This window comes from Arcanobacterium haemolyticum DSM 20595 (assembly GCF_000092365.1).
Taxonomy (GTDB): Bacteria; Actinomycetota; Actinomycetes; order Actinomycetales; family Actinomycetaceae; genus Arcanobacterium; species Arcanobacterium haemolyticum.
Map to the genome: position 1 here is coordinate 629732 of NC_014218.1, position 13829 is coordinate 643560.

Sequence of the window (13829 nt, forward strand, 5' to 3'; positions counted from 1 at the left end):
GTTATCCTTCCTTAAAACATTACCTATCCTTACGATACCGTAAGTTTAGAGGTTGTGGTGACATTTTAACCGCGTGATTTACGGCAATCTTTCTTTAGCCTACTTGGATCGGCGGGAAAGGGATATTTGACGACGACGTCGTGCGCTCGCTTCGTCCGAAGGCGTACGTGATTGCGGGGTTGCTTTTGATTCGTGTGGTTGATGGAAATGAATATGTTTGGTGGCCTGGCGGATTCGTCCGAAGAGGCGTTCCATGATCAAGAGGGTAGCGAGGGCAATGATGCCTGCAAGCATTGTGGGGTTGGGGCCAAGTGTGGAGCGAGCGGCAATGGCGCCCATGAGGGCGGCTACAGCCATAGTGATGGGGGAGTTTGATGCGCGTAGGCGTGAACCCCACATGTGCAAGATGATGCCGAACAGCGCATACATCACGATGGTTCCGATAACAACGCCCGCGGCTTCCACAGGAGTCAGACTCAAATACTCAATGAGTTCGTCCATGTTTTCTTTCCAGCTTGATCGTGCTTAATGTGATGGTGGGCGTATCAGAAAGCCTTTTCTGATACGCCCACCAAGCGAGTTACTTACTTCTTGGGTTCTGGTTCTGCCAGGATGTAAGCGCCAACAGTTGCGGCGTCAACATCGCTGACTTCAACCGTGAAATCACCAGCCACGTGAGCGGCTGCGGTAAGATCGCCAAGAACTGCCTTTACCTTTGCTTCATCCTGCTCTGGAACAGAGAGGGTGACTTCTAGGAATGGCGTGCGCTGGGAAACCTTGTTTTCGGACTTCACCTTGCGCAGTGCGGCCAAAGCCACGCCTGCTGCAGACAGGGTTGCAGGATCGGCATCGCCACTAGCCTGGGCGAGTGGAACGATCGATGGCCACTGTGCGTGGTGAACGGAACCGGAACGGTACCAGGACCAGACTTCTTCCGTAGCGTATGGAAGAACTGGAGCGAAGAGGCGAACGAACGTATCAACAGCCAAGTTGAGCGCGACGCGGGCGGAACGGACTGCGCCTTCCTGGCCTGCTTGTGCATACTTGCCATCGCGATCGTATGCACGATCCTTCACCAATTCGAGGTAATCATCGCAGAAGGTCCAGAAGCAGGTTTCGGAAACTTCGAGTGCACGGGTGTGATCGTAGTTTTCGTATGCCTGGGTTGCCTGTTCCACAACGCCAGCAAGTTCAGCCAACATGGCGCGATCGATTGGTTCAGTAACCGCGGAAGAATCAAGATCAACCTTGACTCCAGCGCCGCCCATCTGCAATGCGAACTTAGATGCGTTCAGAAGCTTCATGGCCAAACGGCGGCCGATCTTCATCTGCTGTTCATCGAACGCAGCATCCGTACCGAGGCGAGCCGATGCAGCCCAATAACGAACAGCATCAGAACCGTGCTTTTCAAGCAAGCCCATTGGGGTAACAACGTTGCCCTTTGACTTACTCATCTTCTTGCGATCTGGATCCAAAATCCAGCCGGAGATTGCCGCATGTTTCCATGGCACATCGTTGAATTCAAGATGCGCACGAACCATGGTAGAGAAGAGCCAGGTGCGGATGATGTCCTGGCCTTGTGGGCGAACATCCATTGGGTAGACCTTGGAGAAGAGATCTTCATCCGTGAGCCAGCCACCAGCAATCTGTGGGGTGAGGGACGATGTTGCCCAGGTATCCATGATGTCAACTTCACCAACGAAGCCACCAGCCACACCGCGCTGCTGAGCAGTGAAACCTGCAGGAACATCGGTGGTTGGATCGATTGGAAGTTGATCGATGGATGGAACAATCACATCGTCATAATCGACATCGCCGGCTTCGGTAACGCGGTACCAGAGTGGCAGTGGGACGCCGAAGAAGCGCTGGCGGGAAACCAGCCAGTCAGTGTTCAAACCTTCAACCCAGTTGTTGTAGCGCACGCGCATGAAATCAGGGTGGAAAGCAACTTCTTCGCCACGAGCCAGCAGGTTATCGCGTAGATCCTTGCCGTTAGCTTCTTCGTGGGCGCGGCCACCGTTGCGGATGTACCACTGGCGGGACGTAACGATTTCAAGTGGCTTATCGCCCTTTTCGAAGAAGTTGGTCATACGCGTGGTTGGTTTTGGATCGCCAATCATTTCGCCAGTTTCAACCAGCTTTTCAACCAGAGCTTTGCGGGCAGAGAAGGTTGTCTTGCCAGCCATTTCTTCATACATCGCAACGCCAGCTGGATCGGTGATCCATTCTGGGGTTTCGTTGAGCAGGCGGCCATCCTTGCCAAGCACGGAACGCATTGGCAGATCGAGTTCACGCCACCACACCACATCAGTAACATCACCGAACGTACAGCACATAGCGATGCCAGCGCCCTTGTCCATTTCAGCCTGTGGGTGTGGCAACACTGGGATTTCCACACCGAACACGGCCGAACGAACGGTGGTACCGAACAAGTCCTTGTAGCGATCGTCATCTGGGTGAGCAATCAGGGCCACACACGCAGGCAAGAGTTCTGGGCGGGTGGTTTCAATGATGACATCATCTCCACCATCAGTACGGTGGAAGGCCAAGGCGTGGTATGCGCCTGGGTATTCGCGAGCTTCAAGTTCTGCCTGAGCAACTGCGGTTTGGAACGTAATATCCCACAGGCCAGGGGCCTGAGCCTGGTAGGCTTCGCCGCGTTCTAAGTTCTTAATGAAAGCCGCCTGAGCAACCTTTTGCGCCTTCGCGCCGATGGTTTGGTAATTCTGCTCCCAATCCACGGAAAGGCCAAGGTGGCGCCAGAGAGCTTCGAACTGCTGTTCATCTTCCTGAGTGAGCTTCCAGCACAGTTCGATGAAGTTAGGCCGGGAAATAGGCATCTGATCTGCGAACTTGATCGATTTTCCATCGCCGCCATCATGTGGTGGAACAAAATCTGGAACGTATGGCAGGGACGGATCCACGCGCACGCCGTAGTAGTTCTGTACACGGCGTTCGGTTGGAAGGCCGTTATCATCCCAGCCCATGGGGTAAAAGACATTCATTCCTTGCATTCGCTTGTAACGCGCAACCGTATCAGTGTGCGTGTAGCTGAACACGTGGCCCACGTGAAGCGAACCGGAGACGGTTGGGGGAGGAGTATCAATCGAGTAGACCTGCGCGCGCGTGGTCTCTTTATTGAATCGGTAGGTGCCGTTCTCGGCCCAAGCCGTACCCCAGCGGCCTTCGAGGCCTTCGAGTGATACCTTGTCCGGAACCTCGGTGTTATCGAGCAATGCGGAATTATTTTCAGTCATGGTTCTATTGTTCCATGTTTACGCGCGTGTTCTCGATATACTTCCGGGTGGCAGGTGTCACGTTACCTCATTGGTGGATAACTGCAGTTCTCCACAGGCTAGGCTTTAACGCGTGCAACGGCAGCCCGTACACCTGCCACAACAGCCGGAGAGAACCCGGCCTCTTCCATAGCAAGCAAGCCGGCGATCGTAGTTCCGCCGGGAGAGGTTACGCGATCAATAAGCTCTGTAGGCACAGCCGAATCGATCTGATCTAACACCATCTGAGCAGATCCCATGACGGCTTGTGCGGCGCATCGAACTGCATCCTTCTTCGTCATTCCTTCGGCCAAAGCCGCGCGTGCAAGGGCATCAATATATGTGTAGGTCCACGCAGGGGAGCATCCCGCGATCGCCTGATCGCCTGCGAGGCAGGTAAGTGGGACGCCAGCGTGTCGAGTGAAACCCCGGCCGCAATGGAGACAACCACGCTGGTTGGATCAACCACGTCTCGAATTTCGTCAAGCACCTGGCCAACATTGTGGGGCTTCACTGCAACGATAAGGATATGGGAGTGAGCTGCTACCTCACGATTATCGGGAACATAAGTTGCACCAAGTTCAGTAACCAGAGCTTTCCCTGCCTGCTGATTGCGGCGAGAAAATAGGAGATCATGCCCCGGCGCGTGAGCAACCAGCCCATGCATGATCGCCGCCGCCATCTAACCTGCACCAATAAAACCAATCGTAGCCATGTGCACCACTCTAGCAGGGGACATAAAAGCGGCTGGGAGAACAGGAGTGCCATATAGAGCACTCCTGTTCTCCCAGCCGCTTTTTAGTGCCGGCGCGCCGGGTAAAACCGGAGTGTTGGGAGGAGATCCGGTGTTCCGGCAGGTTGGTGGGCAGGTTGGCAAACTTTATCCGAAACTCACAACCTGATCGGTGCCTTCGGTATGTGCCAACCGATGGCTGATCTCGATGATCGTGACACCGGGGAGTTCTGCAGCAAGGCGCTCGCGGATGCGGGCATCCAGTTCAACGTTCAAGTTGGCAGAGAATTCGTCCAACACCAGCACGGATGGTTTGGTAATCAACGCACGGGCAAGGGCCAAACGCTGCACTTGACCGCCCGATAGTTGGGTGCCGTCCTGGCCGGTGCGAGTTGCCAGGCCGTCTGGCATATCGCGCACTTCGCCTGCAAACTCGGCCATCTCAAGGGCTGCCCATACTTCTTCATCGGTAGCATCTGGCTTACCCAACCGAACGTTATCGGCAATCGTGGCGTCCAAGATCTGATTCTTCTGGGTTACTAATGCGATGTGTGAACGCAGTTCATCAAGGCGGATCGTGCGTGCGTCCACGCCATTCACCAGTACGCGCCCGGCAGACGGATCATCGAAGCGCAACAACAACTGGGCTGCAGTGGATTTTCCGGAACCGGAACGGCCCACAAACACGGCGTGAGAACCAGCCGGAATAGCTGCATTAAAATCGCTCAGAACTGGGCGAACGTGTTCCATACCAGGGTAGGAGTAGGTGACGTTTTCCCAGGTGATCGATACGCCAGCCCCAGCATCAGCCCCAGCCCCAGCACCCCCGGAAACCGGGAACGGCTGATCGCCGTCGGCAACGCCGTAGGAGCTGTGCGCGATTCCCCAGATTCGGCGGGCAGATGCAAACGAAGCATCCAACGCGCCCACGGCATCTTCCACGCCCTTTGGCGCTTCGAACATGCGCAACGAGCCAGCGGCCAACGCCACAACCAGCACTGGCTCAACACCAGCAATATAGCCGCCAAAGGCCACGCCGATCACTGAAAGAATAGAAAGGGCAATGTTCATTCCGCGGCGGGCGCCGCGGTAACGCGCGGCCCGCGCCGCGTCGCCAGCAACGGTTGTGCCCAGCGCATCCATGGTGGTCAAACGGTCAGCCTCCAGGCCGTAGCCCACAACTTCTTCGGCGCCGAATACGGAGTCGGTGACGTGGGATACCAGATCGGCACGGTGAGCAAGTTGCGTGTTCGTATTGGTGAACGATTCGCGGGCGCCCAGCCATGGCACGAAGGTCATGGCGATCAGGTAACACACGGCAGGAATCGCCACGATTTCCCAGCCGATATTCGCTCCCACGGCGATCAAGAACACTGGCGGCACAACAATAGCGGAGACAACAGGGGCGAACGTGTGGGCGTACACCACTTCGATTCGGTCCACGTCACGGGTTAGCGATGCTAGGAGATCGCCGGAACGCGTGCGCGTAGTGATCATTGGCGCTTGCGGCCACAGTTGAGAAAAGGCGTATCCGCGCAGAAGCTCCAGCGCTTTGAACGCCACGAAGTGGCCTAAGAATTGTTCGCAGTAGTAGGCGAGTGCCTTCACAACGGCTACCACCACGATTCCGCCTAGGTGGAAGCCGATTGCTTCGCCGGCCAGAGCTTGAACAACGGTCCATGCCGCCCACGCGAACAACACCATGTCAAGTGAGAGGTTAATGAATCGGAAGAATGTAGAGAAGAGGAGAGGGGAGTGAACTGGGCGCGTGATGCCGGTAAGCCACCTCAAAAGTTCGCGGGTTGTTGGTTCGTTGCTCATGCGCGTTCTCCTTCATGTTCCGTCACGCCATTCCCGGCACCGTTCACGGTTCCGTTGTTCACTGTGTACACCCGATCTGCGAGCGAAAGGAGCGCTTCGCGGTGGGTGACGAGCACCACGGTGAGGTCTTTTCCGATCCCCGCGATTGCGTCGATAATTCGTGCTTCCGAATCGACATCCACATGAGACGTCGGTTCGTCGAGGAACAGGATCGTGCGGCCGGAAAGAAACGCGCGGGCCAGCGAGATTCGTTGCGCCTGGCCGCCGGAGAGTCGCGATCCGCGTTCGCCCACGTCCGTATTGAGTTCGAGTGGCATTCCCCGCACGTCGTCTGCAACATGGGCACGTTCCAGCGCGGCCCAGAGTTCCGTATCGGTTGCGTCCGGCCGCACGAGCCGCAGATTATCCGCGATTGTGCCCTGGAACAGCCACGTTGTTTGGGAAACGGAGGCGGCCAGTTTTCGCGCATCAGCCGGAGAGAGTGTGGAGAGATCGTTATTGGCGACGACGACGGTGCCATCTTGCACTGGAAGCGCACCTTTCAACAATCCCAATATGGTTGATTTTCCTACGCCAGACGGGCCAACCAAGGCGATCGTCTCCCCGTCGTCGGCGCCCAATGACACTCCCGCAACCACGGTGCCACGCCCGTAATCATAAGAAACGTTTTCTATACGAATTGCGCGTGAATCGGAAGCTTGCGCACCGCTGGCCGCAACGCGTGTTTCGGGAAGCGGGTGTGACGCAACGTAACGTGAAATCGCACGTTGCGCGGCCATTCCGCCCATACCAATGTAGAAGAATCCCGCAACCTGGTTCAGCGGTTCAAGCAACAAAACCAGCAAGAAAAGTGCGGAGAGGGCGCCGGGTAAGGTGAGGCGTCCGGCGTCGATACCCCAAGAAATAAGGAGAACTGACCAGCAGACGAACATTAGCGAAAAAACGCCATCCAACACAATAATCACAATCTGGTTGCCCGCCAAAATACGCATGATCGCGCGGCGATTCTTTTCGCCCTGTGCGCGCAACTGGCCTTCCAAACGCGGGCCGGCGCCGAACAAACGAATCGTGGTGAGGTTGCGAATCGCATCCAAATACTGGGTAGTCAACTGGGCGCGTTCCGCACGCGACCGCGCCGAAATACCCCGGAACAACCGCATGAAACCGCCGATCAGCAACGGAACCACGGGAACACTAATCGCCATCCCTAAGCCCAAACGCCAATCGATCGCGGCCGTAATATAGGTAACCAACAAAGCTGGCGTGATTAATGCAGCGATCGTGGAGCCCAAGTACTGTTGGCGGAAATCGGTTAAGCGTTCCGCGTTATCGCTCATCAACTGAATCAAACGCGGCGCAGAAAACGCTTCCGAATCGTTCTTAGGCAACGATTTGGAGGCAAAAACGCGGGTTAGAAGCACTGTACGAATACGTTTTTCTTCCGCGCGCGCGGCTGCCGCTCCCACCGTAATTTCGAAGAAGCCGCACACGCCCGCAAGCACGGCGAAAACCGCGGCCAGTACCCAGCCGGAAACTGGAACCGCATCTCCGCCAATATAGTAAGCAAGCTGGTGTCCCAGCACGATCAGCGCGGCGGCGATCGAAAGCTCAACCAAAATGCGCAAAAGCGCGGTCATGCGTGTGCCGCGCGAGCCTTCCGGGGAAATGACTCGCGGGGCCGAAGAACGTTGTCTAGGCACGGTGAAACTCCGAGGATAGATAATAAAACTGAAACTAAGGGTACCCTGACTAAAACTGTGGGGCTAGGGGTGAGACTGTGTATGGCGGGGTGGGAAATGCTCGAGTTTAGAGACACTTCGTGGCTGGGGTGTTTATTAAGGTGGTGTGCTGGGGATTGAAAGCGACAGGGTGGGTTTGTGTATTTGTGGGAACAGTGTTGTGATATGCCTCTCAAGTACTTCGTGAGGTGGGGGTAGCAGAACTGAAAATCCGGGTAAGGAAGCCAGAAACGTAAGGCGTTACACATCACCCCGCCACACCTAGAAAACCGCTCTAGCGTTTACTAAAATCTGAAACTGCAACGATCCGGCAATCACCGGGGAGCATTCGGAAGAACGGCACCACACCCCAATAGCGGGGCAGGGCTCATTAGAACCGAACGGATAGGCTCGTGATCGCCTAACTATGAGCGGCCACGCCACAGAACTTCACCCCGCGGGGCAAGTCCTTGGTTTGGCAAGCGAGGTGGTACCGCGCGTAAACACTCCAAGGTGGAATATGCGTCCTCGCCTGACCAAACATCATGAGGAGTTCTCTTATGGGCGCTACGTCTAGCCGCTATCCGCTCCACCGCGCAAACGATGTGGTGGCATCACCGAATTTCCCAAGCCTCGAAGAAGACATTTTGGCTTACTGGGAAAAGGATGAAACATTCCAGGCCTCCATCGATCAGCGCGACGGCCGCGAATTTGTTTTCTACGATGGCCCGCCATTCGCTAATGGCCTCCCACATTACGGTCACCTCCTCACCGGCTACGTGAAGGATCTGGTGGCACGCTACCAAACCCAGCGCGGCAACCGCGTGGAGCGCGTGTTCGGATGGGATACGCATGGCCTGCCAGCAGAACTTGAAGCCGAAAAGATCCTGGGCATCGAAGATAAATCCGAGATTGAAAAGCTCGGCATCGAAACCTTCAACGATGCGTGCCGTTCCTCCGTGATGAAGTACGCCTCCGAATGGAAGGAATACGTTACCCGTCAGGCGCGTTGGGTGAATTTTGACGGCGGTTACAAGACCCTCGATCCAACCTTTATGGAATCCGTGATCTGGTCTTTCAAGGCGCTCTACGATAAGGGTCTCGTGTACGAAGGCTACCGCGTTCTCCCGTACTGCTGGAACGATCAGACCCCACTATCGAACCACGAACTGAAGATGGACGACGACGTCTACCAGGACCGCCAAGATCAAACGGTTACTGTGGGCTTGCGTACCGAAACCGGCGAACTGGCCCTCATCTGGACAACCACGCCATGGACTTTGCCATCGAACTTGGCCATCGCAGTCGGTCCAACGATCGATTACCTCGTGGTGGAACCAACTGAAGGTGACTTTGCCGGCGAACACGTGATCATTGGCCGTGATCGCCTGGCCGCCTATGCGAAGGAACTGGGCGAAGAACCAATGATCCTACGCGAACTCAAGGGCTCCGAACTGGAAGGCCTGCGCTACGAACCAATCTTCGATTACTACTCACGCGAAGATGACGCCCCAGGCGCCAACGCGTGGCAGGTTCGCTGTGCAGACTACGTGACCACCGAAGACGGCACCGGCCTGGTCCACATCGCCCCATACGGTGAAGACGATATGTTCGTACTCTCCGCAGCCGGGATCAACGTGATCGAACCTGTGGACGCTGGCGGTAAGTTCTTCGATATCGTCTCTGATTACGCAGGCACCCAGGTGTTCGATGCCAACCGCCCGATCATCAACGATCTGCGCGACGGCACCGGCCCGCTGGCCCGCCGCCCAGAAGCCGTACGCGCCCGCTTGATCCAAGAAAAGTCCTACGTCCACTCCTACCCACATTGCTGGCGCTGCCGCAAGCCGCTGATCTACAAGCCCGTGACGTCGTGGTTCGTGGCCGTCACCCAATTCCGCGATCGTATGGTGGAACTCAACCAGCAGATCACCTGGCAGCCAGAACACATCAAGGACGGCATCTTCGGCCACTGGCTGGAGGGCGCTCGCGATTGGTCGATTTCCCGCAACCGCTACTGGGGTACCCCGATCCCAGTGTGGAAGTCGGACAACCCAGCCTACCCACGCATTGACGTGTACGGTTCGTTTGAAGAATTGGAGCGCGATTTTGGCCGCCTTCCACGTGGCCGCGATGGCGAACCGAACCTGCACCGCCCATTCATTGACGATCTGACTAGGCCAAACCCAGATGATCCTACGGGGCAGTCCACGATGCGACGCGTTACGGACATTCTTGACGTCTGGTTCGATTCCGGTTCGATGCCATACGCGCAGGTTCACTACCCGATGGAGAACCGTGATTGGTTTGAAAGCCACTACCCGGGCGATTTCATTGTGGAATACATTGGGCAGACTCGCGGTTGGTTCTACGTGATGCATGCGCTTGCTACGGCGTTGTTTGATAAGCCGGCGTTCACGTCATGTATTTCTCACGGTATTGTGCTGGGTAACGATGGCCGTAAGGCATCGAAGTCTCTGCGTAACTACCCGGATCCGATGGAGATGTTCAATTCGTACGGTTCGGATGCTGTGCGCTGGATGCTCATGAGTTCGCCGGTGTTGCGTGGCGGCAACTTGGTTGTTGATGAGGCGAGTATCCGTGAAGCGGTGCGTCACGTTATTTTGCCGATGTGGAACACCTGGTATTTCTACGCGCTGTACGCCGGCACGGTGAACAACGGCGAAGGTTACGTTTCGAAGGGCCTTACCTCCGAACCTACTGACGTGATGGATCGTTACCTTCTGTCGCGTACTGCCATGTTGGTCAACCAGGTTCGCGAGTGCTTGGATGGCTTGGATATTCCGGCCGCTACCCAGGCGATTCGTGGATACCTTGATTTGCTCACGAACTGGTATGTTCGTACATCGCGTGATCGTTTCTGGAATGAGGATACGCAGGCGTTCGATACGTTGTACACCGTGTTGGAAACGTTGATGCGTGTTGCGGCTCCGATGCTTCCGTTGGTTTCGGAGGAGATTTGGCGCGGGCTTACGGGTGGGCGTTCGGTTCATTTGACCGATTACCCTGAAGCAGGCCCGATCGATACTGATTTGGTTGCGGTGATGGACGAAGTCCGTAACGTTGTGTCTGCTGCGCATTCGTTGCGTAAGGCTCACAAGCTTCGTGTTCGCCAGCCGTTGCGTACGCTCACCGTTGTGACGGATCTTGATTTGGCTCCATACACCGAGTTGATTAAGAGTGAAGTGAACGTGAAGGGCGTTCAGATTCAGTCTGCGTCCGAATCCGGTTTGGAAGTGTCTACCGATTTGGCCGTGTTGCCACGCGAGCTGGATCCGTCAGTTCGTAAGTTTACGTCTGCGTTGTTTAAGGCTGCGAAGTCTGGTGCGTGGGAAGAGATCGATGGTGGCGTGCGGATGCTTATTGAGCCTCCAGTGGAGTTGGCTCCGCATCAGTATGAATTAACGACGTCGGTGTCCGCGGACGAAGGCTCGGTTGCGATGGTGTTGGCTTCCGGTGCGTTCGTGGTGCTCGATACCGTGCTGGATGCGGAACTGGAAGCGGAAGGCTACGCGCGTGACGTGATTCGTGCGGTTCAGGATCAGCGTAAGGCTGACGGTCTGCACGTGGCTGATCGGATTCGTTTGACTCTGACCGTTCCGGAAGAACACGTTGAGGCTGTTCAGACTCATCGCGAGATGATCATGGCGGAAACACTTGCGGTAGAATCTGAAGTTCTCACAGGTGACTTCACAGTCATGGTAGAAAAGGTGAACTAAATGAATGATGCTCTGGATTCGGCTCCTACGCCGGAAGAAGTTGACGAAACAAGCGAAGCGTTGGCTGCGCTGTTTGCCTCGCCCTTGTTCGCGGGGCCGGATCCGAGCATCGTTTCGGATGTGAAGAGTTCGGAAGAAATCGAAACGGCTCAATGGGTGGAAGAATCTGAGGTTCATGCGCAGGTGGCCGCGATTTATGCGGCGATTGTGGCGCGTGCTCCAGAACATAAGATTCAGCCATCGTTGGATCGGGTGCGCCGCGCACTTGATTTGATGGGCAATCCGCAAGAATCCTTCCGGGTCATTCACATCACGGGCACGAATGGTAAAACGTCCACGGCGCGCATGGTTGAAGCCCTGTTACGTGAACGCGGCCTGCGTACTGGCCGTTTTACCTCACCTCACTTGAGTAACGTGCGCGAACGTATGTCGATTGATGGCGCTGCGATTACTGCTACTGATTTTGTGCAGACGTGGGAAGATGTGGCGCCGTTTATCGAGATGGTTGATAACGAATCAACTGCCGCTGGCGGCCCACGGATGTCTTTCTTTGAAGTGTTTACCGTGATGGCGTATTCGGCTTTTGCGATGGCTCCTGTGGATGTTGCCGTTATAGAAGTAGGAATGGGCGGCCGTTGGGATGCCACGAACGTGATTGACGCAGATGTTGCCGTGATCATGCCAATTTCGCACGATCATGAAAAGTGGCTGGGGCATGAACTGGCCGATATCGCGTTTGAAAAGCTCGGTATTGTGAAGCCAGGCTCCACGCTGGTGTTGGCGCCTCAAGATCCGGATGTGCGTGCGATGGCATACGAACACGCACATCGAGTCCACGCTACTGTGGTAGAAAACTTTGACGTGCTGAGCCACGAAGCCGCTGTTGGCGGCCAGCTCATTTCGGTACGTACTCCGGCTGCGGTGTATGATGACGTCCCGCTGGCCATGCTCGGTTCCTACCAAGCTCACAATGCGGCTGCTGCCCTGACTGCAGTTGAGGCGTTCTTCGGTGGGGCAGCACTGAATGGTGACGTGGTTGAACACGCCCTCATGTCCACATCCTCTCCAGGCCGTTTGGAAGTTGTCAAGTCCTCTCCGCTGATTATTGTGGACGCGGCCCACAACCCTGCCGGCGCGAAGGTTACTCGCGAAGGTTTGGAAGAATACTTCCCTGGCCCGCGTGTTGCCGTGTTCAGCGCGATGGCTGATAAGGACGTGGAAGGTATCCTCACAGAACTTGAACCTGCCTTTGCCGGAATCGTTGTGACGGAAATGCCTGGCGATCGTGCCATGGATATTGAGGATCTGCAAGAGATCGCCACCGATATTTTCGGTGAAGATCGCGTGCGGGTAGAAACTGAATTGTTGGATGCGATCGCGGTTGCGGTGGACATGGCTGAAACTGTGGATCCGGATGCGATTGCTCCAGCATCCGTGACTATTTTGGGTTCGATCATGTTGGGCGGGCGAGCGCGTGAACTTCTCGGTGCAGCCGCAGTGGATTCGGGGTTAAACTGATGACTATGAAACAACAGACTCTCATTTTGGTGAAGCCCGATGGTGTGCGCCGCCACCTCACTGGGCAGATCTTGGCTCGTATCGAGGCCAAGGGGTACACAATCGAATCTATGCGTATGCTTACCGCATCTGAAGAACAGTTGGCTGCCCACTACCACGAACACGTGGATAAGCCGTTCTATCCAGGAATCGTTAGATACATGACCTCCGGTCCGATCGTTGCCGCTGTGATCAGCGGATACCGCGTGATCGAAGGCGTGCGTTCGCTCAGCGGAGCAACCGATCCAACTGTGGCTGCACCAGGAACGATTCGTGGTGATTTCGGATGCGATACCGGATCTGACGCCATCGAAAATCTCATCCACTCATCTGATTCTCCCGAATCGGCCGAACACGAAATTCATGTGTGGTTCTAATGTGGGCACGGATGTGGGCATACCGCGCAGCACACCAGATCACTGAGAATCGCGAATTCCTTATTGGTTTGGATCGCGCAATCGGAGATGCCGATCATGGCGAAAACCTGGATCGCGGATTCCGTGCGGTTGTGGACTACCTGGATGGGAACGAAGAATCGCATGCAGATGCGATTCTTCGTGGAGTCGGGTTTACGCTCATCTCTAATGTTGGTGGAGCTTCCGGGCCGTTGTACGGTTCGGCGTTCATCAGAATGGCAGATGTGGCAGCGGACGATCTGACTCCTGCCGTTGTGGCATCAATGCTTGATCGTGGCGTGGCCGCGATTCAGGCTCGCGGCCACGCCCAGGCAGGGGAGAAGACCATGGTTGATGTGTGGCTTCCGGTGGCAGACGCCGTGAATGACGCTGTTGATCAGGGGGCCGATATGGCCGTGATCTGCGATGTTCTAGCAGAAACGGCCACGGCCGCTGCACAGGCAACCGCGCCAATGATCGCCACTAAGGGCCGTGCGTCCTATCTTGGGGAGCGCACGATCGGCCATGTAGATCCAGGCGCCGCCTCATCTAGCCTTATCCTTCAGGCGTTGCTTGACTGTGTAGAGTAA

10 protein-coding genes are annotated in these 13829 nt (G+C 55.9%); 4 read left to right on the plus strand and 6 right to left on the minus strand.

Translation table 11 applies throughout. The features are described 5' to 3' along the window. Positions 1–99 precede the first annotated feature (99 nt). The 6 genes from ARCH_RS02800 to ARCH_RS02820 all read right to left on the minus strand — a co-directional run bounded on the left by ARCH_RS02800 (position 100) and on the right by ARCH_RS02820 (position 7529). Positions 100–501 carry a hypothetical protein gene (locus ARCH_RS02800; RefSeq protein WP_013169788.1) on the minus strand — a complete coding sequence of 134 codons (402 nt, stop codon included), beginning with the start codon at positions 499–501 and terminating at the stop codon, positions 100–102. An 83-nt stretch (positions 502–584) separates the two neighbouring features. Beyond that, on the minus strand, positions 585–3257 hold the full coding sequence (valS, locus tag ARCH_RS02805; protein WP_013169789.1) for a valine--tRNA ligase: 2673 nt from the start codon (positions 3255–3257) through the stop codon (positions 585–587). A 98-nt stretch (positions 3258–3355) separates the two neighbouring features. Further along, complete coding sequence (locus ARCH_RS10300; protein WP_081440743.1) at positions 3356–3649, minus strand: pyrroline-5-carboxylate reductase dimerization domain-containing protein; 294 nt, start codon at positions 3647–3649, stop codon at positions 3356–3358. Continuing rightward, positions 3574–3957, minus strand: coding sequence for a pyrroline-5-carboxylate reductase family protein (locus tag ARCH_RS10305; RefSeq protein WP_049765808.1), 384 nt, complete (start codon positions 3955–3957; stop codon positions 3574–3576). Before ARCH_RS10305 ends, ARCH_RS10300 begins: the two co-directional genes overlap by 76 nt. Positions 3958–4155: 198 nt before the next feature. Next, the gene (locus tag ARCH_RS02815; protein ID WP_013169790.1) at positions 4156–5829 is read right to left on the minus strand and encodes an amino acid ABC transporter ATP-binding/permease protein; all 1674 of its coding nucleotides are present in this window, start codon (positions 5827–5829) and stop codon (positions 4156–4158) included. Then, positions 5826–7529 carry an ABC transporter ATP-binding protein/permease gene (locus ARCH_RS02820; RefSeq protein WP_013169791.1) on the minus strand — a complete coding sequence of 568 codons (1704 nt, stop codon included), beginning with the start codon at positions 7527–7529 and terminating at the stop codon, positions 5826–5828. The genes ARCH_RS02815 and ARCH_RS02820 overlap by 4 nt, the downstream gene beginning before the upstream one ends. Before the next feature lie 578 nt (positions 7530–8107). Between ARCH_RS02820 and ileS the strand changes: the two genes are divergently transcribed. The 4 genes from ileS to dhaL are packed head-to-tail and all read left to right on the plus strand — an operon-like array spanning position 8108 to position 13829. Further along, the gene (gene ileS, locus ARCH_RS02825; protein ID WP_013169792.1) at positions 8108–11287 is read left to right on the plus strand and encodes an isoleucine--tRNA ligase; all 3180 of its coding nucleotides are present in this window, start codon (positions 8108–8110) and stop codon (positions 11285–11287) included. Next, entirely contained in the window at positions 11288–12805 is a 1518-nt protein-coding gene (locus ARCH_RS02830) for a bifunctional folylpolyglutamate synthase/dihydrofolate synthase (RefSeq protein ID WP_013169793.1), read from the plus strand. Next, positions 12805–13221 carry a nucleoside-diphosphate kinase gene (gene ndk / locus ARCH_RS02835; protein ID WP_013169794.1) on the plus strand — a complete coding sequence of 139 codons (417 nt, stop codon included), beginning with the start codon at positions 12805–12807 and terminating at the stop codon, positions 13219–13221. Before ARCH_RS02830 ends, ndk begins: the two co-directional genes overlap by 1 nt. 11 nt (positions 13222–13232) lie before the next feature. Continuing rightward, complete coding sequence (dhaL, locus tag ARCH_RS02840; RefSeq protein ID WP_041640715.1) at positions 13233–13829, plus strand: dihydroxyacetone kinase subunit DhaL; 597 nt, start codon at positions 13233–13235, stop codon at positions 13827–13829.